This is a genomic window from Microbulbifer sp. ABE4_465 (assembly GCF_056160765.1).
Window position 1 is genome coordinate 165,901 of record NZ_JBSWXV010000003.1, and the last position, 23,098, is coordinate 188,998.

The following is a 23,098-nucleotide window of genomic DNA, read 5'->3' on the forward strand; positions in this document are numbered from 1 at the left end:
CCTCAAGTCAGCATCCCAGACAGGCTCCCCTGAATTATGCAGTTCTCCAACACCCTGTTGTCGTCCACCAGAAACGACTGGTTCGGCAACATCCGCCGCGACGTACTCGCCGGCCTCGTCGTCGCCCTGGCCCTCATCCCCGAGGCCATCGCCTTCTCCATCATCGCCGGTGTCGACCCCCGGGTAGGCCTCTATGCCTCCTTCTGTATCGCCGTGGTCATCGCCTTCGTCGGTGGCCGCCCCGGCATGATCTCCGCCGCGACCGGCGCCATGGCCCTGCTCATGGTCACACTGGTCAAAGAGCACGGTCTCCAGTACCTGCTCGCGGCCACCTTGTTAACCGGGGTACTGCAGATCATCGCCGGCTACCTAAAGCTCGGCAGCCTGATGAGCTTTGTCTCGAGGGCCGTGGTCACGGGGTTCGTCAATGCGCTGGCCATCCTCATCTTTATGGCCCAGCTCCCCGAACTCACCGACGTCACCTGGCATGTTTATGCCATGACCGCCGCCGGCCTCGGCATCATCTACCTGTTCCCCTATGTGCCGGTGATCGGCAAGATCCTGCCGTCACCGCTGGTGTGCATCCTGGTGCTGACCGCGGTCGCGGTAACCCTGGGCATGGATATCCGCACCGTGGGGGATATGGGCGATCTGCCGGACACATTGCCGATTTTCCTGTGGCCGGATGTTCCGCTCAACTTCGAGACCCTGAAAATCATCTTCCCGTACTCCGCTGGCCTCGCTGTGGTGGGCCTGCTGGAATCCCTGATGACCGCCACCATCGTGGACGACCTGACCGATACCAACAGCGACAAGAACCGCGAATGTAAGGGCCAGGGCATCGCTAACATCGGTGCCGGAATGCTCGGCGGTATGGCGGGCTGCGCGATGATTGGCCAGTCTGTGATCAATGTGAAATCCGGTGGCCGCGGTCGTCTTTCTACCCTGGTGGCCGGTGTTGGCCTGCTGACCCTGGTGGTGTTCCTGAGCGATTGGGTGGCGGTGATCCCGATGGCGGCGCTGGTGGCGGTGATGATCATGGTGTCCATCGGCACCTTTGACTGGGGCTCCATTCGGAATCTGAACAAGTTGCCGCTGTCCACCAATCTGGTGATGCTGTCCACGGTGATTGTGGTAGTGTTTACCCATAATCTGGCGTTTGGCGTGTTTGTGGGTGTGCTGCTGGCATCCCTGTTCTTCGCCAACAAGGTGAGCCACTTTATGTATGTGAGCTCGGAGCTGGATGAGGAGACCAATTGCCGTACCTACACTGTGGTGGGGCAGGTGTTCTTCAATTCGGCGGATAAGTTTGTGGCGGCGTTTGATTTTAAAGAGGCGCTGGATAAAGTGGTGATTGACCTGAGCCGGGCGCACTTCTGGGATGTGTCGGCGGTGTACTCGCTGGACAAGGCGGTAGTGAAGTTCCGCCGAGAGGGCGCCGAGGTCGAGCTGATTGGCCTGAACGAAGCCAGCTCCACCATCGTTGACCGCTTCGGTGTTCATGACAAGCCGGAAGAAATTGAGAAGGTGCTGGGGGGGCACTAACGGGTACTTTGTAGCTAGTTTTGTGGCGCCTGGGCACCGGGTCTGGGGTTTCAAAACCGGGCTAGGCGCCCCCCTGGGAATACATCCATGTACGCTGCGTCGGCGACGTCCCTGTCGCCGACGCTTTTGAAACCCCAGCCCCGCCACCCAGTCTTCGATTCGGATTTCTGTGCCTTGCCCTATGCGCTGTTTATAGTGCAAGGTTAATTTCTAGCGATAGAGAGAAAATAATAAATGGCCGAACAGAAAGACCCCCTCGTACTCACCTGCATCGATGGTTCCCGCTACAGCGGTGCCGTCTGCGATTACGCCGCCTGGATTGCCAGCCGCGCATCTGCCCCGATCAAACTTCTCCACAATATCGAGCGAGTAACCACGCCAGCAGTTGCAGACCTGTCCGGCAGTATCGGGCTGGGTAGCCAGGAAGAACTTCTGGAAGAGCTGACCAATCTGGAACAGCAGCGTTCAAAACTGTTGCTGGAGCAGGGCCGGCAGATGCTGGAGAGCGCGCGGGAACGTTCGGTGAAGGCGGGGGCTGAGCGGGTGGTTACCTGTCAGCGCCACGGGTCTCTGATCGAGTCGCTGGTGGAGTTGGAAGATCATATCCGCGTGCTGGTGCTCGGTATTCGCGGTGAGGAGCACGGGGAGTCGAACAAGGGATTGGGTGCGCAGCTGGAGTCAATTGTGCGCTCACTTCACAAGCCAATTCTGGTGGTGAATCGCGAGTTCAAAGTGCCGCACTCCATCATGCTTGCCTACGACGGCAGCGAGTCTGCCCGCAAGGCACTGGATATGGTGGCAACGAGTCCGGTATTCCAGGGTGTTGATTGCCACCTGGTGTATGTGGGCGATGAAGCGGAATCGGTGCTGGCGGAAGGTGCCGAGGCCCTGAGCAACGGCGGGGTGCATGTGATCAGTGCCAACCTCGAAGGCCGCACGGTGGATTCATTGATCGCCTACCAGCAGGAACACAATATCGATCTGACTGTGATGGGGGCCTTCAGCCACAGCAAGTTGCGCGATCTTCTGTTGGGGAGTGTTACCGCAAAAATGCTACTGGAAACCAACCAGCCGTTGTTGTTGCTGCGCTAATTTCTGAAACCGTTTAAATTCAAAAGCCTGTGGCAGGGGGCTGCCACAGGCTTTTTTGGTTTGCTGAGGGTCCAGCGCTAGCCCGCGAGCTTGCTGGCCTCCGCGGTAGAATTGGCCGCCTCCGCTACTGTCATCCCGGCCTTTTTATGAGGGGTCGGCTTGCCCTCTGCGTCCAGCGCCACAAACACAATCCGCTCAACCCGGACAATCAATTCCCGCGTCAGCTTGTTGCGCATCTCGCAATGTACCGTCAGCGACGTGCGGCCGATGTCCGTCACTTCAAAACCAAACTCCACAATATCCCCGCAAACTGCTGAGCTGACGAAATCAATCTCTGACATCAGCTTGGTCACAATATTGGCGGTGCCCATCTGACACCCCGCGAAAATGGCTGCCTCCTCATCTATCCACGCCAGTGCCTGGCCGCCGAACAGACGTTGGGCTGGGTTCAGGTCGCCGGGTTTTACAAAATGACGTGAGTAGTACTTCATGAGAGTTTACCTCGCTGGTTACCCCTTAAACGGGAAAATGCTTACCGCTTTCCATGGCGGTCCCACAACATGAAGTGCATTAAGTGTGCCAATGAAATTGATACTTTTATGAATCGAAGTGTTATGTCCTGAACTGAAGAAATGGCGCCGGGTAAAGGATTCAGAAGCGTCGGCGACAGGGACGTCGCCGACGCAGCGTACATGGATGTATTGAAGGGGGGCGCCTAGCTCGGTTCTGAATCCTTTTACCCGGTGGCATTTCGCCACGAGAGGAATTTCTTGGTACCACAGTGTGGCGACCGGTCATAATTGTGCGAAAAATAGACGTGATGCACCGGGGGGGAGCAGGGAGCAGGTTTGCATATTGGCTAAACTGGCCGCCACCCCCGAAATTCTGGCCACCAGTCTCCCCAACCGTGACCTGCGACTATGGGAGTTACCCCTAAAGGCCATTAGAATGTCCCGCTTTATGGCTGCTCAGTCGGCCACTTGTGACTGAAAAGACCGAAGAATCACCAACGGAGAGCCCGGCATGATCATCCAGCCGAAAGTTCGCGGATTCATCTGCACCAACGCCCACCCGCAGGGCTGCGCCGCCAACGTGCGCGAACAGATCGAATACATCAAATCCCAGCCTGCCATCGAAGACGGCCCCAAAAACGTCCTCGTCGTCGGCGCCTCCACCGGCTATGGCCTAGCCTCCCGCATCACCGCCGCCTTCGGCTGTGGCGCCAACACCCTCGGGGTATTCTTCGAAAAACCGCCCACGGAAAAACGTACCGCCTCCGCCGGCTACTACAACTCCGCTGCTTTTGAGGAAGAAGCCCACAAAGCCGGTCTGTATGCCAAAAGCATCAACGGCGACGCCTTCTCTAACGAAATCAAAGCCCAGGCCATCGACCTGATCAAACAGGATCTTGGCAAAATCGACCTGGTGATCTACAGCCTCGCTTCTCCGCGCCGTACTGACCCGGAAACCGGTGAACTGTACAGTTCGGTTCTGAAGCCCATTGGCAAGTCCTACACCGCCAAAAACCTCAACACCGACAAGCTGGAAATCTCCGACATCAGTGTTGACCCGGCGAACGATGAAGAGATCGCAGCCACTGTCAAAGTCATGGGCGGTGAAGACTGGGAACTGTGGATGAAAGCCCTGGGCGAAGCCGGGGTACTGGCAGACGACTGCAAGACCGTCGCCTACACCTACATCGGCGAAAAACTTACCTGGCCGATCTATGGCCACGCCACCATCGGCAAGGCCAAAGAAGACCTGGACCGTGCCGCCAAGGCCATCAGCGAAAGTCACAATGCCAGTGCCAACGTCGCGGTACTGAAAGCCCTGGTGACCCAGTCCAGCTCCGCCATTCCGGTTATGCCGCTGTACATCTCCCTCGTCTACAAAGTGATGAAGGAAGAGGGCACCCACGAAGGTTGTATCGAGCAGTTGTACCGCCTCTACACCGAAGGCCTGTACACCGACTCCCCGCGTCTCGACGACACCAACCGCTTCCGCATGGACGATAAAGAGTTGCGTCCGGAAACCCAGGCCAAGATCGAAAAGCTCTGGCCGGAAGTGACTGAAGCGAATCTGTTTGAGCTGACCGACTACAAAGGTTACGCCGACGACTTCCTCAAACTGTTTGGGTTTGGTGTTAAAGGCGTCGACTACGAAGCCGACACCAGCCCACTGGTGGAAGCGGACTTTAAATAAGCCGCTTTCTCCTCAGATGAAAACGCCGGGCAATTGCCCGGCGTTTTTGTTTTTGCGAACGCGCTTCTCAAATCGGCATAATGTGCCCACAAGATTTCAGGAGAAGAAAATGGAAACCCGCACACTCGGCAAGACCGGTATCCAGGTCAGTAAAATCTGTCTTGGCACCATGACATTTGGCGAGCAGAACAGCGAAGCCGAAGCCTTTGAGCAGCTCGACTACGCCGCTGCCCACGGTGTAAATTTTATCGACTGCGCGGAAATGTATCCGGTGCCGCCCAGGCCCGGGACCTACGGCCGCACCGAGGAAATCGTCGGCAACTGGTTGCACAAAACCGGCAAGCGCAGCGAAGTTGTTCTGGCAACGAAAGTCACCGGGCGCAGTGCGGCAAATTCCGGAGTTGGCCATATTCGCGGCGGCCCCCGGCTCGATCGCGATCAGATTCTGAAGGCGTGCGACGACTCACTGGCACGTCTGCAGACCGACTACATCGACCTTTATCAGGTGCACTGGCCTGAGCGCCAGACCAACTTTTTTGGCAAGCTCGGCTATCAGCACGGCGATGACGATGGTGTGGATATCAGCGAAACTTTGTCCGCCCTCGAAGAGCTGGTCAAGGCAGGCAAGGTACGCCATATCGGTCTGTCCAACGAGACTCCCTGGGGCATGCATCGCTACCTGCGCCTTGCGGCTCATGGTAACCGGCCGCGGATCGCGTCTATCCAGAATCCATACAGCCTGTTGAATCGCACCTTTGAGGTGGGGCTCGCGGAAATGGCGATTCGCGAGCAGTGCGGGTTGCTGGCTTACTCACCCTTGGCATTCGGCACCCTGAGCGGGAAATACTTGCACGGCGCCAGGCCAGAGGGCGCGCGCCTTACCCTGTTCGAGCGTTTCCAGCGCTATACCGGTGAGCGAGCGGTTCTGGCCACGGAGTCCTACGTCGCGCTGGCGCGGGAGTTCGGTGTCGACCCGTCGCAAATGGCGCTGGCGTTCGTGACCCAGCAACCGTTTGTCACCAGTAACATTATCGGGGCGACGACCATGGCGCAGCTGCAGTGCAATATTGCCAGCGCCGAATTGACCCTGAGTGACGAGTTGTTGACGGCCATTGGTCAGGTTCATGACGCCAGCCCAAACCCTGCCCCTTGAATTTGTGCGCCTGCGCCGGCACACCTGTTATTGGGCCGGCGATCCCAGTGCTTTTGTGGAGGTGCTGTTGCCAGAGGTGACCCGCTATCCAAACCGATCTGGCGCCGGATTATCTATACTGGAATGCGTATTTCGGATTTTCTGTGCAGGGGCGACGCTCGACCCCTGCAGACTGTGTACCGCAGGCGACTCAATTCAAGGGGAAACGCGATGGAAACCGGACATCACACACTCAACGACCTGTTCGCTCAATTGGGGCTGGGCTCAGACAATGAGGCGATCGAGGATTTTCTGAGCCGCCATCACCTGGCGGGGGAGGAGAAACTTTCCCGAGCCGAGTTCTGGAGCGACAGTCAGCGCAAGTTCCTGCGGGATGCGATTCTTGAGGATTCTGACTGGTGCGAAATAGTCGATGAGCTGGACGCTCTGCTGCGGCACTGACACTGGCCTCGGCACAGGCCACAGGAAACCCGTTTACGGGACTTCCGATAGCAAATTGTGATCGTCTGGGCAGTGCCCGGTAACGGGTATATCCGGCGATGGGACTGCGCGGCTATAATGCGCCGCTTTGTTTCGGCCGCTGTGGCGGCCGGAATTCCTGTTCTCGATCGCAGTTATCCGCTTTTTATGGAAAAACCCCATTTTCGTGCCGCACTTTTGCACCCTCGTTACTGGCTGACCTGGTTCCTGTTTGGAATCTGGTACCTGGTGGCACAGTTGCCCTATCGCTGGCAGATGTCGCTGGGGCGGTCTATTGGCCGTCTGATGCTGCGTTTTGCCAACAGCCGCCGCCTGATCGCCGAGCGCAACCTCGCCCTGTGTTTTCCCGAACTGTCCCCGATGAAGCGCGAGCAGCTGCTGCGCCGCAATTTTGCTTCCAACGGCATCGCGCTGATGGAAACCGGCATGGCCTGGTTTCGCTCCAGCCGCTGGCTGCGCCGCCGTTTCACCATCGAGGGGCTTGAATATTTGCAGCAGCCCCTCGAGCGGGATCAGGGTGTGGTGCTGATGGCAATGCACTTCACCACCCTGGAGATTGGCGCTGCGTTTATGAGCATGAGCCACCCGGTGGATGGCATGTACCGGCCGCACAAAAACCCGGTGTACGACTATATGCAGCGGAAAGGCCGGGAGCGTCATGGTGAGAGCTCTAACGTCCTGCAACGCAAGGATGTGCGCGGAATGCTGCGTGCACTGCAGAGGGGGCGCGCCGTATGGTACGCACCGGATCAGGATTACGGCATCAAGCAGGGCGTGTTTGCGCCGTTGTTTGGTGTGCAGGCAGCCACGGTAACCGGCACCTCCCGGTTCGCCCGGGTCGGCCGTGCCAAGGTGGTGCCCTATACGGTGACTCGCCTGGAAGAGAAGGGGATTTATCTGGTCAAGGTGCACCCGCCGATCGAAGAAATTCCCTCTGGCGACGAATACAGGGATGCGGTGCTGGTCAACCAGTTTGTAGAAGCGCGCATGCGGGAAAACCCGTCTCAGTACATGTGGGTACACCGCCGCTTTAAAACCCGTCCGCAAGGGGATGAGAGCTTCTACCCTCCTCGTAAAAAACGGCGGAAAAAGCGCAAAATTTGAACGATTCTGGTGCTGCGGGCGTCTCAATAACGGGATGACTTTTTTGCGCTGGCATCGAACTGGCACGCTCAGTAACATACCGCATTCATTTTTAGGTGGTATCAGCCGGCCCCCGGCCGGTTAGAGAAGGAGTTGCAATGATTTCCGGCAGTATGGTGGCGCTCGCCACACCCATGTTTGCAGATGGTGGCCTGGATTGGGACAAACTGCACGATCTGGTGGAGTGGCATATTGAGCAGGGCACCCGCGCCCTGGTGGCGGTGGGTACTACCGGTGAATCCGCGACCCTGGATGTACACGAGCACCTGGAAGTCATCCGCCGCGTTGTGGATCAGGTTGCTGGCCGTATCCCGGTGATTGCCGGTACCGGTGCCAACTCCACGACCGAAGCCATCGAGCTCACCACCACCGCCGCCAAATGCGGCGCGGATGCCTGCCTGCTGGTGACCCCTTACTACAACAAGCCCACCCAGGAGGGCTTGTACCAGCACTTCAAGGCGGTGGCCAAGGCCGTTGCCATTCCGCAGATCCTCTACAATGTCCCCGGGCGTACCGCAGTAGACATGCTGCCAGATACCGTCGCTCGCTTGAGTTCCATCAGCAATATCGTGGGCATCAAGGAAGCGACGGGCGACCTGGAGCGGGCCCGCGCCGTGATCGATCTGGTGCCGGAAGGCTTCGCCGTCTACTCTGGTGACGATGCGACGGCGGTGGAGCTGATGCTGTTGGGCGGTCACGGAAATATCAGTGTTACCGCCAACGTCGCACCGGCGGCGGTAGCGCAGATGTGTGAAGCGGCCCTGGCTGGCGACGCCGAAACCGCCCGCGCCATTAACCAGCGCATCGAAATATTGCACAAAACGCTGTTTGTGGAGTCCAACCCGATACCGGTGAAGTGGGCACTGAAGGAAATGGGCCGCATTGATGGCGGAATCCGCCTGCCCCTGACTGGTCTGTCTTCCGAGTATCACGGTGTGGTGCGCGACGCACTGCGTAGCGCCGGGGTGCTCTGACAGCTGAGCGCAGGCAAGCGCACGCCAAGCGAGTGTGCGCGGCTGAAACTGGACTAACGCGATCGCGACTGATTCGACAAGGTACGAATAATGACAAAATTGACTGCCGGAGCCCTGCTGTGCACCGTGGTTTCTACCCTCAGCGGCTGTGGCATTTTCGGTGACGACGGCTATTTCCGCGACCGCGGTGACGACTACCAGCTGGCCAATAGCCTGCCTCCGCTGCAGATGCCAGAAGGAATCCGGGAAAAGCACCAGGAAGAACTCTACGAAGTGCCGCATATCAGTGGGGATGTAGACCGTGGCGACTTTGTCGTTCCACGCCCTCAGGCGCTATCGGTCAACGTGGGTTTGGATCGGGTGAAGATCCAGAAACTCGGCAACCGCCGCTGGGTACTGGTGAACCAGCCGCCGGATGAAGTCTGGCCGCAACTGCATTACTTCCTGCGTACCACGGGCCTGCAACTGGCCATGTCCGATGCCGGTGCCGGTACCATGGAAACCACCTGGCTGACCTTTGGCGAAAACCCGGACACCAAGGACAAGTACCGGCTGCAGGTGGAATCCGGCGTTCAGCCTGACACCACGGAAATTCACGTGCGTCACCTGTCTGTGCCGATGGAGTCCCCCGCCAGTGTCGCGGTTGAGTGGCCGGCGCAGTCCAGCAGTGACGAGCGCGAGGGCTGGATGATCGATGAGATGTCATCGGCCCTGGCCGCCGACTCCAGCGGCGCGGCGGCGTCCCTGGTGGCCCAGGCTATCGGTGGCGGCAAAGTGAAAGTGCAGGTGATGGAGCCCGCGGGTAAGGAGCCCTTTGTGGCCCTCGGTCTCGCCATGAACCGCGCCTGGGCGACGGTTTCCCATGCCCTGAATACGGGCGGTTACCGCCTGCACAAGGAAGACTCCGACATCGGTATCTTCTATGTCACCTACGACGTGGACCGCGAGTTGTCTGACGAGGAAGATGGCTGGTTTTCCAGCTGGCGTTCCGGCAAGGGCGAAGACAAGCTGGCGAAAGAGGCCGATGCGTACAGCCTGCAGCAGGTACTGGCGAACATCGATATGAATGCCAAAGTGCAACCTGCGCTGTTTAGTGACCTGCAGGGACTTGGCGGCGCACCGGATACGGATATCCCCGGCTATCTGGTGGTATTGCGCGGTGTAGACGACGCGATTGAGGTGCGTGTTCGCAGCACGCGCGGTTTACCGCTTCCCCGTGCCAAAGCCTCCGAACTGCTGATGGCAATCCGCCAGAACCTGATCTGACGGCGGGCTCCAGTAAGTATGGCGATCAGATTTGCCTCCCTGGGAAGTGGCAGTAAGGGCAATGGCACTCTGGTCGCCTGTGGTGATCACTGCCTTTTGGTGGACTGCGGTTTCACCATCAAGGAAACCGAGCGGCGCATGGCGCGGCTCGGTATCTCTCCCGCGGATCTCTCCGCAATTCTCGTTACTCACGAACACAGCGACCATATGGGTGGTGTCGGCCCGCTTGCGCGCAAATACCGCCTGCCGGTCTATCTGACGCCGGGAACCCTGCGTGCACGGGACATTGGCACCTTGCCCGACGTCCAGCTGATCGAAGGGCACCAGCCATTTGCCATCGGAGATATTCAGGTTACCCCGGTGGCGGTTCCCCACGATGCGCGTGAGGCAGCACAGTTCGTGTTCCGCAGTCGTGGCAGCAGTCTGGGATTACTCACCGACCTCGGCACCATTACCCCGCATGTGGAGGCTCACTTTGGTGACTGTGATGCGCTTGTGCTGGAAGCCAATCACGATCCACAGATGCTCGCCCAGGGACCTTATCCGCCTTCTCTGAAGCGGCGTGTAGGGGGAGCTTACGGGCATCTCAGTAACCAGCAGGCTGCGGGTTTTTTGCAGCGGGTAGGGAGTGAGCGCCTGCAGCATCTTGTGTTGGCGCACATTAGTGAAAAAAACAACAGCCTGGAGCTGGCCCGCGCGGCGCTTGCGGAGGCGGCCTCCAAAGCCGCCAACTGTATTTACGCCTGCCAGCAGGAAGGCTTTGACTGGTTGCAGATTGAAACGTCGCTGACGCAGCCTGCGCTGGCGGAAATTCCCCCTATCAATATTGACGGTGCAGCGATAGAAAGCAGCCCGCTGGAAACGATAGACTAGTCATCCATTTCAAGCCGTGGCGCCAAGCCATCGCGCCGATCCGCAATAAAAATTCGAAACGGAGTTTCTCTGTGGCAGTAATTGAACAACTGACCCGCACCGATAGCGGTGCCCTCTACGGCAAGCCGGGCCTGGACCTGCTGTTGGTGGAGACCGACCTGTGCCGCGCGGTTATTGCGCTGCAAGGGGCCCAGGTGCTGGAGTTCAGCGCGCGCAATAGTGCCCCGCTGTTGTGGTTGAGCCCGGCCACCGCATTCGAGCCCGGCACGTCGGTGCGCGGCGGGGTACCGCTGTGCCTGCCGTGGTTTGGCGAAAACCGACAGGATCCATCCAAGCCAAAGCACGGCCTGGTGCGCGTACAACCGTGGACCCTCGCCGAAAGCGTGCTTGAGAGCGACGGCCGCGTATCCCTGACTCTGAAATACGAGCACCCCGGCGATACGATGTTCCCCGCAAGTTTCACCTGTTCGGTAAAAATCGGACTCGGAGAAACCCTGACATTCGATCTCGAACTCACCAATACCGCCGAGTTTGCCGCCGAGTACAGTTGGGCTCTGCACAGTTATTTCGCTGTTGCCGATGTGAATGAGGTCCAGGTGGAAGGCCTTTCCGGCGTTGAGTACCTCGATAAGACGCTGAATTTCGCGCGCGACCGCCTGGAGGGTAACCAGACCTTCTCCGGTGAGGTGGATCGGGTATTTGAGCAGGCGCCTGCCGCGCAAACGATCATGACGCCAAACCCGATTCGCGCCCGCAGTGAAAACTGCCACACGGTTATTACCTGGAACCCGGGCGCCGAACTGGCGTCCACCATCGGCGATATCGGCCCTCATTACCGCGGGTTTGTGTGTGTGGAGCACGGTAACGCCTTTGCCAATAGCTGGCAGCTGAGCGCAGGTGAAACTGCCAGTGCGCGGCTGGAACTGAGCCGCTAGGGCGGGAACTTCGAATGCAGGCAGGCTTGATACACGCCTATCTTCTGGACGGTAGTGGCCGCGGGCGCCGCTTGAACTGGACCGAAGTGGAATCCTGGGAGCCGGCCCAGGGGCGCCTGTGGGTGCACCTGGATTACACGGATAGCGACACCCGCACCTGGATTTGCGGTGCGGCAAAGCTGGATCCACTGGTGGCGGAAGCACTGCTTACCGAGGAAACCCGCCCGCGTACCACGTCGATGGAGAATGGTTTGTTGATTGCCCTGCGCGGGGTCAATCTCAACCCGGAATCTCAGCCAGAGGATATGGTTTCCATCCGCCTGTGGGCAGAGGAGACGCGGGTCATCAGTACTCGCAAGCGCCAGTTGCTTTCCATCAATGACCTCTGTCAGCAGCTGGAAAGTGGCCGCGGTCCACGCACTACCGCGGGGCTGGTGGTGGAGCTGGCAGACCTGCTGGTATGGCGGATGAGCGATACCGTGGACACTTTTGAAGACACCATCGACGACCTGGAGGACCGGGTCGTGGCCGGAGCCAGCGGCAGTTTGCGCCTGGACCTTGCGGTGCTGCGCAAACAGACCATCACCCTGCGTCGCTACCTGTCCCCCCAGCGGGAGGCCCTGGCGCGGCTGATGGTGGAGAAGCTGGACTGGATCGAAGAGCAGGACCGTCTGCAGTTGCGCGAAGTGAGCGACCGCTTGCTGCGCCATATCGAGGACATCGATGCGGTGCGCGAGCGCGCAGCGGTGACTCAGGAAGAGTTGATGAGCCGTATTTCCGAACAGCTCAACAGTCGTATGTATGTATTGTCGATTATTGCCGCAATCTTTTTGCCGCTCGGCTTTCTAACCGGCCTGCTGGGGGTGAACGTCGGGGGGATTCCCGGTTCCGAGAACCCCCAGGCGTTTGTGATTTTCAGCGTACTGCTGGTAGTTACCGTAGCGATCCAGCTGGTGGTATTCCGGTGGAAAAAGTGGCTTTAAACCTACAGCGCGCGCGGTTTAAGATATCTGCTTACCCGAAAATAGTGGCCGTCTGGCGGGAGAGGGCAATCAGTTGCCCATTTGAATCCCATAGGCGTGCCGCGATGACCGCGTAACCGTCTTCTGCCTGTTCCACTTCCGCCAGGTACTGCCACCAGTCGTTCGCGCTCGCGGTCGTATCCTGGGCCGCAGGCATCCACTCTACGGTCCAGGTCAGGGAGCTGGCGGGGACCAGGGTCTTCATTAGCGATAGTGCCGCTGGGGGCCACGCGTCGATCAGTGCCAGCAGGTGGCTGGTGGTGACCGGTTCACCGGTAGGTTCCTCACTGTCTTTCTTGAACCGGATCCAGCCGCCGATACGTCCTTCCTCACTGCCTGTGAAGGGCAGTGCGCCGGCACCCAACCGGTAATCAAACTTCTGGGTAAACTCTGGAACCAGTCCCTCAATATAGGGCAGTGCCTGGCAGTCGTCCGGTGCGGGAAATTCCGGTGCCTTACCCGTACCCACAGAAATCACAGACTCCCTGGATTTGCCAAAGCTCGCGAGCGCCACTGTGGTTATCTGCTCGCCCTGGGCGGCATGGGCCTCGATTTGCACTGCAGAGCGCCCGGCGCGCAGTGCACGGGCTGAAGTCGTCAGGCTACCCGCTTCAGCCGGTGCAACAAAGGAGAGGGTGAGTGAGCGCAGCGGCGTCTGTTGCGCACCCTCACCGGTGGCCTTTTCCAGAGTGGCTTCAATCGGCTGATATAGCATCGCCGCCACCAGGCCGCCAAATGTCGCGCGACCCTGGGTCCAGCCTGCGGGAATTTCCGGCTGCGCACTTTCCCGTGCGCCACGGATAATGGTTTCGAAATCCATACTGCTTGCCTGCTATCGAGATTCTTTACCGGTATTCTGTAGTCAACGGATTCTTAGCTAAAGCTGTGGTCTTTGTCGGGGAAGACACCGTTTTTTACATCTTCGGCGTATTTACGCAGCGCGCCGGGAATGTCGCCGGCCTCCACCAGGAAATTTTTGGAAAATTTCGGCGGCTTTTCGGTAAGTCCCAGAATGTCGTTGATGACCAGGACCTGGGCATCGGTGTGTGGGCCCGCACCAATACCGATGGTGGGCATGGTGACGGTTTCGGTGATCCGCTTGCCGAGGTCTGAGGGCACACACTCCAGTACCAGCAGGTCCGCCCCGGCTTCATCCAGCTGCACCGCATCATCGAGAATCTCGCCAGCGCGTTCGTCGTCCCGTCCTTGCACGCGGAAGCCTCCCAGCTTGTGAACAGACTGCGGTGTGAGCCCCAGGTGTGCACACACGGGAATTCCGCGTTCAGTCAGCATTTTTACCGTGGGCGCCAGCCAGGCGCCGCCCTCGATTTTCACCATGTGCGCGCCGGCTTGCATGATCCGGGTGGCGTTGGTGAGCGCCTGCTCCGGGGTGGCGTAAGTCATAAAGGGCAGATCGCCCATAATCAGCGACTTTTTATTGCCTCGCGCCACCGCTTCCACGTGGTAGATCATCTGCTCCATGGTGACAGGTATGGTGCTGTCGTAGCCGAGCACTGTCATACCGAGAGAGTCGCCAATCAGTAAGGTTTCCACGCCGGTTTTCTGGGCCATTGCCGCCATCGGCGCGTCGTACAGGGCGACGCAGATAAATTTCTCGCCGTCTGCTTTCATCTTTCGCAGAGTCTGTACCGTAACGGGTTTACTCAGCTCGCTGGATCCGTAGGGCATGGTGTTTTCTCGCGTTGCGGGCATTCGGCCCTGACTTTGTAGGTTATCGGCTGCGACGTCTTGTGGGCGCCGCGCTTCGAGCGCGCCGGGTCGGAGGTTTATTTCCCGGGATTGTAGTAGTGACGGCCGCTTTTCACGTTCAACAGGTATTCCACCAGTTGCTGGTAGTCGCTCTGCTCGTCGACGATATCGATTTCCGCACAGTTGACGATCAACAGGGGTGCCTGGTCGTAGTAGTGGAAAAAGTTGGTATAGGCCTCGTTGAGTGTGGCCAGGTAATCGTTGCTGATACTGCGCTCTGCCGCGATGCCGCGCTTGTGAATGCGCTCCTGCAGTACATTGAGCGGTGCCTGCAGGTAAATCACCAGATCCGGCTTGGGGGCTTCCAGTGTGAGATGCTGGTAGACCTGTCGGTAGAGTTGCAACTCGTCACTGTCCAGGGTGACCTCGGCAAACAGATGATCTTTTTCGATCAGAAAATCCGCCACCCGCACCGGCTTGAACATGTCGTCCTGGCGCAGCGCCTGGATCTGTTGCGAGCGCTGCAGCAGGAAGTGCAGCTGGGTCGGTAGCGCAGTGCTTTTGGGGTCGCGATAGAAGCGCTCCAGAAAGGGATTGTCTTCCGGAAGTTCCAGCAGCGTGTCGTAATTGAAAGTGGCTGCGAGCTTTTTCGCAAGGGTGGTCTTACCTACACCGATATTGCCTTCGACGGCGATAAAACGGGGCAGTTCACGGCCGATGAGATCCAGCTCGTGAGTGAGGTTTTCTGTTCGGTAGTCTTCGGTCGCTGGCGCGTCGGGGGCGGAAAGTTGGGGCACCGAAATTACTCCTTGTTTTTCCCTGGTTACGAACAACCGCTACAGCTGATGCAAGCGGTTTGCCGGGCACTGCTGAAGTAGCGTTTGCAGCGGAGTGCCATTGGGCATGATCAGGTCCGGGGCCAGGTCGGCCAGCGGAACCAGTACAAAATTCCGTTCCGGAATGCGCGGGTGGGGAACGCTCAATCGCGCTGTAGAAATTGTTTCGCTGCCGAACAGCAGGATATCCAGATCCAGTGTGCGAGCTCCCCAGCGCACGGTGCGCTCGCGACCGTGATTGTTCTCAATCGCCTGTAGCGCATCCAGTAGTGATTCTGCCGGCAGGCGCGTGTCCAGTGCTGCAACGGCATTGACGTAATCTGGCTGCTCTCCCGGGCCCACGGGCGCACTGGCGTATAGCGGGGAACGTGCGATCAGCTCCGTTTCCGGGACCCGGTCAATGGCGTCGAACGCACCGCGCAATTGCCCAGCGGGGTCTGCCAGGTTACTGCCGAGGCCAATATAACAGCGAGTCACTTGGGAATTCCGCTCAATCTGCCGGGCGTTCCGAACCGTTTGGACGTCTGCTGCGATTTCGGTTGCGACCACCGCGATTGCGGCGGCCGCGACTTTTGCTGGCGCGGGGGCCGTTGCGGGGCACGTCGCGAACCATCTGCAGGCGCTGCTCTTCGTCGGCCTGCTGGAAATCGGTCCACCACTGTCCGAGGCCTGCGGGAATCTCGCCGCTGTCTTCCCGCAGTAACAGGAAGTCGTAGGCAGCGCGGAAGCGCGGCATTTCCATCAGGCGGAAGGCGCGCTCGCCGCCGCGGCGCGGCAGACGGGACTGCATATCCCAGATCTCCCGCATGGGCATGGAGAAGCGCTTGGGGATGGCCGTATGGGCCAGCTGTGCGCTGGTAATTTTCTGCGCAGACTGGGCCAGCGCCGGCACCGGCGGAATACCTTTGCTTTCCAGGAACTGCTGCTCGCTGTTCACCGCTGGCCACAGCAGGGCCGCATACAGGAAAGCCGGGGTCACACGCTGGTCAGAGCGAATGCGGGTATCGGTGTTGCGCAGGGCCTGGCGGGTGAGCGCCAGGGCCTCGGGATGTTCCAGCATGCGCGCATTGTCGGGAAACAGATGCGGCCACAGATCGTGTTCCCGCAGCAGTTCAAAGGTGCGCTCGCCGTAGCCACTCATCAGCAGTTTCAGCACTTCGTCGAACAGGCGCGCCGGGGCGATGTTGCGCAGCAGTGGTGCCAGCTCTCGCAATGGGGCCGCGGTGTTGGGTTCGATGTCGAAATCCAGCTTTGCCGCAAAGCGTACCGCGCGCAGCATGCGCACCGGGTCTTCTTTATAGCGGGTTTCCGGGTCGCCGATCATACGGATCAGGCGCTGCTCAATGTCCTGGATGCCGCCGGTGTAGTCGTGGATCTCAAAGCCGTTGGTGGTGTAGTAGAGCGCGTTGACGGTGAAGTCCCGGCGCACCGCGTCACTTTCCAGATCTCCGTACACATTGTCCCGCAGCAGCATGCCGTGCTCGGATTGCTGCGCTTCGTGGGCTTCGCCATCGCTGTGGTGACCGCGGAAGGTGGTGACTTCGATCACTTCGCGACCGATACGCGCGTGCAGAATACGGAAACGGCGGCCGACGATGCGCGCACCGCGAAACAGCTGCTTGGCCTGTTCCGGCGTTGCATCGGTGGCCACGTCAAAATCTTTGGGGTGTCCGCCCAGTAACAGGTCGCGCACACCGCCGCCGACGATATAGGCCTCGAATCCGGCTTCCTGCAGCCGCTTCATCACGGTCAGTGCCGCACGGCTGACATCTCGGCGGGACAGACAGTGGTCGCTACGGGAGACTACGGTGCGGGAGCGGCTGGAAGATTTGGCAGGTTTGCGGTCGGAGCGCGGCGGGCGAGGGCTGGAAGCGGGGGATTGACCGGAATCGGACTGCCCGGTTTCCGCCTGGGTTTCGCCTTCGCTGGCTTTGGATTTGTTGTGCCAGCGCTTGATGCTGCTGATCAGGGTGTTGAACATACGGCTATCTGTGTTGTCCGCAGCCCGCTGGGACAGGGGCGGCTGTATCTATATCGGTGTACCTTCTTTCTACTTCCTGTGCGCCGGACGCTGTGTGTCGGGCACGGGGTGGTCGAAGATACTTGAACGGTAACCGGTGTGCTCCGGACCCTGGCTGTGGTGAGCCTGGCGCCGGATGCGGTATGAGGGCGGATTCTAACACATACAGCACAATGCACAGCTGCCGGGCCCACTCCTGTGGGGTCCAGCATCCAATGTGCATCGATTGAAAAGAAAGAAAAGAAGGGAATTATTCTTATTCGGTATGAAGGCAGCGGCTTCCTTGCGCTATCAATTTGCTTTTCAGCAAACCCTCTCCCAGGCACAATCAGTCAGTTTGTCACGTGCTTGTCGTTATTTTTGTTGTCTTCTACAAATTATTGTTTTTGTTATTTCTGCTTATTTTTATTGTTTATTTTTATTATTCGTTGTTGTTCGTCACCCGAAGGTGACATTTTCTTGTTTATTTTTATTGTTGTTCTGAGCCTTATTATTGTTATTGGCTCTGTTTTGCTCCGGAATCGATCACTTTGGCTGTTATTGTCGATCTTCCCGCTATTATTTTTATTGTGTTGCGCCCGCTTATTGTCAGTTGTTATTAAGGCTTAAACAGTCATTTATTTTTATTCTTGGCTGTTATCGTTGTTTGACCTATACAAAGCAGATAGCGTGCCAACTTTAAAAAGTCCTTATAAATCAATGGCTTAACTTTTTCGGGAACTTTTTTCTGGCGCTGGAATACAGCTTTCCGTTACACAAGGTGAGGTAGTTGTTACTTGTCCGCCGGTGGGGGTAACACTTTCAGTTGTTACCAATTTCTCGTCGGGTAACCATTCTGTTACCGGCGCTCGGTAGTTCCATTGTTGCCGCTAACCTATTGATAATCTTGGGTTTTCTCATGGGCACAAAAAAGCCCGGGTGTTTCCAGCCCGGGCTTTCTGAGTGCGTTGGGGAGGGCGGTGCCTCAGGCTTCTGCCAGTCGCTTGGCCTTTTTGCGGGGGATGCCCAGCTTTTGCCGGCGCTCCCACAGGCATTTGCGGCTTACCCCGAGTTTCTTGGCCAGCTCGGTCTCGCTCATGGTTTCCTGGTGCTCGAGAACGAAACGCGCGAAATAGTCTTCCAGGGAGAGGTCTTCCCGCGGGTCTTCCCGCAGGCTGTTGCGCGGGCGCCGCTCGGGATCGGCCTCGTCGATGGGCACCAGGTCCAGATCAATATCGAGGGTACGGTGATCGATCTCGGTGGTGTCCTCCGTCAGGATCACCGCCCGTTGAATGGCATTCTCCAGTTCGCGGACGTTACCCGGCCAGGTGTAAGTGGTTACCGCCTGTATCGCTTCCGGTGACAGTTTCAGGGTGGCGCGGTTGACCTTCGCGCAGAATTTCTCCAGCAGCTTCTCCGCGATACTCAGCACGTCCTTGCCGCGCTCGCGCAGGGGCGGCAGGGTCATCTGTACCACGTTGATGCGGTAATAAAGGTCTTCGCGGAATTTGTGCTCGGCGGCCAGCTGGCGCAGGTTGCGGTGGGTGGCGGCGACGAGGCGTACATTCACCTTGCGGGATTCGATGGCGCCGATGGGGCGAACTTCCCCTTCCTGCAGTACCCGCAGCAGGCGGGCCTGGGCTTCCAGAGGGAGCTCACCGATTTCATCGAGGAACAGGGTGCCGCCGTCGGCCGCGGCAATCAGCCCCTCGCGGGCGGTCTGGGCGCCGGTAAAGGCGCCTTTTTCGTGACCGAACAGCTCAGCTTCAATCAGGGTTTCCGGGATGGCGGCGCAGTTTACCGAAATCAGTGGCTTGCCATTGCGCTTGCTCTCCTCGTGGATCGCGCGCGCTACCAGCTCCTTACCGGTCCCGGTTTCACCGTGGACCAGTACGGTGGCATCGGTGGGGGCTACTTTGTGGATGCGGGCATAGAGGTCGCGCATCACCGGGCTGTCGCCGATCATGCCGGAGATAGCGCGACCCTCGGCCTTGCTGTCTGCGGCAGCGGCGCCGGCGGCGCGATTCTGCTCGGCCTTGCCGATTACCCGGCGCACAGTGGCGAGCATCTCGTCGTGATCAAAAGGCTTGGCAATATAGTCGGCGGCACCCATGCGCATGGAGTCCACCGCGGAGCGCAGGCTGGCATAGCTGGTCATGATCAGCACCGGCACGTCGCCAGCGAGCTTCAGCAAATCGGTGCCCGGCGCGCCGGGCAGGCGCAGGTCGGAGATGATCAGATCCATGTCCGCAAGGCGGTATTTGGTGGTGGCCTCGCGGACCGAGCCGGCTTCACTGATCTTGTAGCGGTGCCGCTCCAGCAGTTTGCGCAGGGCAGTGCGGATAATGGCTTCATCTTCTACGATCAGAATGTGGCTCATGTGTTACGCCTGGTTACAAAGTGTTCAGTGGGGGCTAAGTTTTACCTTTTGGGCGTTTCGATGCAACCCAGCTTCGGCTTTCTGATTAAAAAATGTTCTAAAATCTCTGTCTGCTGGTAACCTTTTGGTCATAAGCGGTCTTTTTCTGGCTATTCAAGACTCACCATTCACCCTTCCAGAAGCGGAATCTGCACGATAAACCGCGCGCCGCGGCCGGTATCTGCATGGGCGGGGCTCACCAGTTCCAGTTGTCCGCCGTGCTCTTCCACAATGCTGTACACCATGGCCAGCCCCAGGCCGGTGCCTTCCCCCGGTTCCTTGGTGGTGAAGAAGGGCTCGAGAATGCGCTCGCGGTGGGCCGGGGAGATCCCCGGGCCGTTGTCGGTGACCGCGACGCAGGCGAGCCCCGCGCGGGTGTAACCCTCGACCTCAATGTGCCCGCCGTCCGGGCTGGCATCGCGGGCGTTACTCAACAGGTTGATAAATACCTGGATCAGGCGCTGATTGTCACCCAGGCCGATCAGGTCTGCGGGCACATTATTGGCGAAGGTGACCTCGGTCTTGTCCCGCTGCAGGGACAGCAGTTGCACCGCCTCCTCCACACAGGCGCGCATGTCGACCGGGGCCTTTTCGGTTTCCTGGTTGCCACTGTGGGAGAAGCTCACCAGGGAGTGCACGATACGGCTGATCCGTTGGGTCTGGCTCAGGATCTGGTCTGCGGTTTCCAGCACTTCCGGGTTGTCGGATTCAAACTGGAGGTTCTGCGCCAGGCAGGCAATGCCGGTCACCGGGTTGCCGACCTCGTGGGCGACGCCCGCGGCCAGGCGGCCGACGGAGGCCAGGCGCTCACTGTGCATCAGCTCCTGCTCCAGTACCTGAGTTTCGGTGATGTCTTCCATCAGCAGCATCTGGCCGTCGCCGCGATTGTCTTTGCCGCGGGCCGTGTTTTCCCGGCCGTATTTCCCCGCACGCTGTTTCAGGCGTGTCTTGTGCAGGTTCAGCCAGTGGCTGGTGCCCTCAATATCCACCTGCTGTTTGAAGCGGCTGTCGTCCTCGGAAAACGCAAACTCCGTCAGCAGGGCGCGCCAGGGCTCCGGCAAGTACTCGGGCTTGGAGCCGATCACCTCGCTGGCGGTGATCCCGGTGAGGTCCGCCATGGCGTAATTCCACAGCAGTATCTCCCCATCGCGGCCCAGGGAGCAGGCGGCCATGGGCAGTTCTTCCAGCATCTGCCGGTGGTACAGGCGCAGGTTGTTCAGCTCTGCGGCGAGACCGGTGAGCTGGTTCTTATAGCGGCTGAGGCGGGTCTCGATCAGGTTGATGTCTTTGTTCGCCGGTTGATCGCCGGTGACAAACGGCAGGTGGCGGTCCAGAATCTGGCCGGCGAGCACGCGCCCGAGCAGGCCGGAGAGGTTGGCTTCCAGGCGATCGCGCAATTGCCGCAGGGCGTAGGGGCGGCGTTCTTCTTCGGTCAGGTTCAACTGGCGCAGGGCGCGGCCCACTTCTTGGCTGGCGGTGGCGGCGCCGAGACTCTCGGAGAGACGCAGGCGGAATTCCGCGGCGGTTTGTACATCCAGCTCCAGGCGCAAGGCCTGGCTAATGGAGTCGTCGCTACACAGGTCAGCGGCATAGCGTTCGAGGCTGGAGGTGCGGGTGAAAATCGACAGGCACACAAACAGCAGGATATTGGCGGAGAGTGAGAGGGTGGTGATCTGCGGCCAGATTTCCATACCCAGCGGAATGCGATAACTGCCGATGGAAATGCCACTGTTGCCCACCATGGCCGGGAACAGCAGGCCCGCGGCCCAGATCAGCATGCCGGCCAGCAGGCCGGCGATAAAGCCGCGCCGGTTGCCCTGGGGCCAGTGGATGACGGCGAAGATCCCCGGCAGGAACTGCAGCGAGGCGATAAACGCAATGATCGCCAGGTCGGAGAGGGACAGGCGATTGTTCAGCAACAGGTAGAACGCGAAGCCGGCCAGAAACAGCGCGGCCACCAGTGCCCGGCGCAACCACAGCAGCTGGCGGTACATATTGTCGTCTGACTGCCAGCGGGTACCGGGCAGCAGCCAGTGGTTCATTACCATGGTGGCCAGCGCCAGGGTGATCATGATCAATGCACCGGTGGCGGCAGACAGGCCGCCGACAAACGCGAGAATGGTCAGTGTCGCAGAGCCGCTGGCGCGAGGCACTGCCAGGGTGAAGTACTGCACCGGTTCTGTCACATCCAGCGCAAAGCCTGCCCACATTATCGGGAATATCGGCAGTGCCATCAGCAGCATAAACAGGGGGAAGCCCCAGCTGGCGGTGCGCAGCCCCTGGGTGGCGGGGCGCTCGGCAATGCTCAGGTAAAAGATGTGCGGCATGGCTACTGCGGTAGCGATAAACACCAGCAGCAGCGTGTGGGAGGAGCCCTGCTTGATCGGGGAGTACAGCAATTGCTGCATATCGCTGTTTTGTGCCAGCCAGTTGTCCAGCCCGCCCAAACCGCCGAATACGCCGTACACCGCGTAGAGTCCCACCGCGAGCAGGGCCACCAGTTTGACCACCGACTCCAGCGCCATGGCGCTGGCGAGTCCGGCGCGCCGTTTGCGCGAGGCACCGTAAGTACTGGTGAAAACGGCGAGCAGCACGCAGTAGAAAAAGGCGATGAGGTCTTTGCTGGTAACACCGGTATCCGGCAGCGCCATGGCCGCCACATTGTCCCGGGAAAGCAGAGCGAGAGTTTCCGCTACCGCCTGAATCTGCAGCGCGATCAGCGGAAGCAGGCCCAGCAACATGAATAAGGTGGCAAGGGTCCCGGCCTCACGGCTGTGGTAGCGGAATACCAGCAGGTCTGCGGGGGAGGTGAGCTGGTAGCGCTGGGCGAGCCTTGCCAGGGGCTCCAGAGCCACGGGGGCGAACAGGAACATGGCGCCGGTACCGAGGTAGTAGGCGAGTACGCCGTACCCGTGCTGCCAGGCGAGGTCGATGATGCCGTAGTAGGTCCAGGCGCTGAGGGAGACGCCGAGGGACAGTACATAGAAAAATGGATGACGCACCCAGTTGGTCGGCAGCCAGCCTTTGGAGGTGGCGAAGGCGACGAAGAACAGCGCGAATATGTAGGCGACGCCGATCAGCGCAATATTGACGATCTCAAAGGTCATCGGGTTTGCGCCTCCGCTGTATAAATATCGCCAGCAGGATCAGGACGAACCAGAGGATAAACGGGCGATACCAGGCGCCGGTGGGGTTGATCATCCAGGTGAATACGGTGGGGCTAAATACGTAGCCCACCAGTACCAGCAGGATTAACAGGGTACGGTTGCTCATTGATGGCCTGTTGGGGCGTCCTGCGGTGAGGCAGATCGAACTCGGGAAAACTGGCGCAAAATGTTAATGCGCGGTTGGGGTGGAGTTCAACTTTTGTGAATCTTTTGGGTGTAGTGGCGGCGCCGCTACCGGGTATGTCTTTGCAAGACACGCCGTGAACCCGTCCCTGGGGGCTC

The 23,098-nt window shown here is 59.2% G+C and carries 20 protein-coding genes; 11 read left to right on the forward strand and 9 right to left on the reverse strand.

The features are described 5' to 3' along the window. The first annotated feature begins 36 nt into the window (after positions 1 to 36). Positions 37 to 1,545 (forward strand): SulP family inorganic anion transporter, encoded by a 1,509-nt coding sequence (locus tag ACXAG1_RS07675; protein ID WP_475119417.1) that lies wholly within the window; start codon positions 37 to 39, stop codon positions 1,543 to 1,545. 234 nt (positions 1,546 to 1,779) lie between these two features. Next, entirely contained in the window at positions 1,780 to 2,637 is an 858-nt protein-coding gene (locus ACXAG1_RS07680) for a universal stress protein (RefSeq protein WP_475093767.1), read from the forward strand. Positions 2,638 to 2,714: 77 nt separating this feature from the next. Here the strand turns inward: ACXAG1_RS07680 and ACXAG1_RS07685 are convergent, their stop codons facing one another. Then, entirely contained in the window at positions 2,715 to 3,128 is a 414-nt protein-coding gene (locus tag ACXAG1_RS07685; protein WP_475119418.1) for an acyl-CoA thioesterase, read from the reverse strand. A 532-nt stretch (positions 3,129 to 3,660) separates the two neighbouring features. Here ACXAG1_RS07685 and fabV point away from each other — a divergent pair. The 9 genes from fabV (at position 3,661) to zntB (ending at position 12,646) form a co-directional block, all read left to right on the forward strand. Continuing rightward, a complete protein-coding gene (gene fabV, locus ACXAG1_RS07690) occupies positions 3,661 to 4,839 on the forward strand; it encodes an enoyl-ACP reductase FabV (RefSeq protein WP_475119419.1) in 1,179 nt (392 codons plus the stop codon). Between the two features lie 109 nt (positions 4,840 to 4,948). Beyond that, entirely contained in the window at positions 4,949 to 5,992 is a 1,044-nt protein-coding gene (locus ACXAG1_RS07695; RefSeq protein WP_475119420.1) for an NADP(H)-dependent aldo-keto reductase, read from the forward strand. 210 nt (positions 5,993 to 6,202) lie between these two features. Beyond that, positions 6,203 to 6,433, forward strand: a complete 231-nt coding sequence (locus ACXAG1_RS07700) for a DUF2789 domain-containing protein (RefSeq protein ID WP_475119421.1) — start codon at positions 6,203 to 6,205, stop codon at positions 6,431 to 6,433. Between the two features lie 186 nt (positions 6,434 to 6,619). Continuing rightward, on the forward strand, positions 6,620 to 7,576 hold the full coding sequence (gene lpxL / locus ACXAG1_RS07705) for an LpxL/LpxP family Kdo(2)-lipid IV(A) lauroyl/palmitoleoyl acyltransferase (protein ID WP_475093762.1): 957 nt from the start codon (positions 6,620 to 6,622) through the stop codon (positions 7,574 to 7,576). Between the two features lie 137 nt (positions 7,577 to 7,713). Further along, complete coding sequence (dapA, locus tag ACXAG1_RS07710; RefSeq protein WP_475119422.1) at positions 7,714 to 8,589, forward strand: 4-hydroxy-tetrahydrodipicolinate synthase; 876 nt, start codon at positions 7,714 to 7,716, stop codon at positions 8,587 to 8,589. Between the two features lie 90 nt (positions 8,590 to 8,679). Beyond that, positions 8,680 to 9,855, forward strand: a complete 1,176-nt coding sequence (gene bamC / locus ACXAG1_RS07715) for an outer membrane protein assembly factor BamC (protein ID WP_475093760.1) — start codon at positions 8,680 to 8,682, stop codon at positions 9,853 to 9,855. Between the two features lie 18 nt (positions 9,856 to 9,873). Then, on the forward strand, positions 9,874 to 10,728 hold the full coding sequence (locus ACXAG1_RS07720) for an MBL fold metallo-hydrolase (RefSeq protein ID WP_475119423.1): 855 nt from the start codon (positions 9,874 to 9,876) through the stop codon (positions 10,726 to 10,728). Positions 10,729 to 10,799: 71 nt separating this feature from the next. Further along, entirely contained in the window at positions 10,800 to 11,663 is an 864-nt protein-coding gene (locus tag ACXAG1_RS07725) for a D-hexose-6-phosphate mutarotase (RefSeq protein WP_475093758.1), read from the forward strand. Between the two features lie 14 nt (positions 11,664 to 11,677). Then, complete coding sequence (zntB, locus tag ACXAG1_RS07730) at positions 11,678 to 12,646, forward strand: zinc transporter ZntB (protein ID WP_475119424.1); 969 nt, start codon at positions 11,678 to 11,680, stop codon at positions 12,644 to 12,646. A 31-nt stretch (positions 12,647 to 12,677) separates the two neighbouring features. Here the strand turns inward: zntB and ACXAG1_RS07735 are convergent, their stop codons facing one another. The 8 genes from ACXAG1_RS07735 to ACXAG1_RS07770 all read right to left on the reverse strand — a co-directional run bounded on the left by ACXAG1_RS07735 (position 12,678) and on the right by ACXAG1_RS07770 (position 22,922). Continuing rightward, a complete protein-coding gene (locus ACXAG1_RS07735; protein WP_475093756.1) occupies positions 12,678 to 13,505 on the reverse strand; it encodes an acyl-CoA thioesterase in 828 nt (275 codons plus the stop codon). A 53-nt stretch (positions 13,506 to 13,558) separates the two neighbouring features. Next, positions 13,559 to 14,374 (reverse strand): 3-methyl-2-oxobutanoate hydroxymethyltransferase, encoded by an 816-nt coding sequence (gene panB, locus ACXAG1_RS07740; RefSeq protein ID WP_475093963.1) that lies wholly within the window; start codon positions 14,372 to 14,374, stop codon positions 13,559 to 13,561. 98 nt (positions 14,375 to 14,472) lie between these two features. Then, positions 14,473 to 15,123, reverse strand: coding sequence for a deoxynucleoside kinase (locus ACXAG1_RS07745; RefSeq protein WP_475093962.1), 651 nt, complete (start codon positions 15,121 to 15,123; stop codon positions 14,473 to 14,475). Positions 15,124 to 15,231: 108 nt separating this feature from the next. After that, a complete protein-coding gene (gene folK / locus ACXAG1_RS07750) occupies positions 15,232 to 15,708 on the reverse strand; it encodes a 2-amino-4-hydroxy-6-hydroxymethyldihydropteridine diphosphokinase (protein WP_475093755.1) in 477 nt (158 codons plus the stop codon). Positions 15,709 to 15,721: 13 nt separating this feature from the next. Continuing rightward, positions 15,722 to 17,212, reverse strand: coding sequence for a polynucleotide adenylyltransferase PcnB (gene pcnB / locus ACXAG1_RS07755; protein WP_475093754.1), 1,491 nt, complete (start codon positions 17,210 to 17,212; stop codon positions 15,722 to 15,724). A 1,003-nt stretch (positions 17,213 to 18,215) separates the two neighbouring features. Beyond that, positions 18,216 to 19,610 (reverse strand): sigma-54-dependent transcriptional regulator, encoded by a 1,395-nt coding sequence (locus ACXAG1_RS07760; protein ID WP_475093753.1) that lies wholly within the window; start codon positions 19,608 to 19,610, stop codon positions 18,216 to 18,218. A 167-nt stretch (positions 19,611 to 19,777) separates the two neighbouring features. Then, complete coding sequence (locus ACXAG1_RS07765) at positions 19,778 to 22,756, reverse strand: ATP-binding protein (RefSeq protein ID WP_475119425.1); 2,979 nt, start codon at positions 22,754 to 22,756, stop codon at positions 19,778 to 19,780. Further along, positions 22,746 to 22,922, reverse strand: coding sequence for a hypothetical protein (locus ACXAG1_RS07770; RefSeq protein ID WP_197023780.1), 177 nt, complete (start codon positions 22,920 to 22,922; stop codon positions 22,746 to 22,748). Before ACXAG1_RS07770 ends, ACXAG1_RS07765 begins: the two co-directional genes overlap by 11 nt. Positions 22,923 to 23,098: the final 176 nt, after the last annotated feature.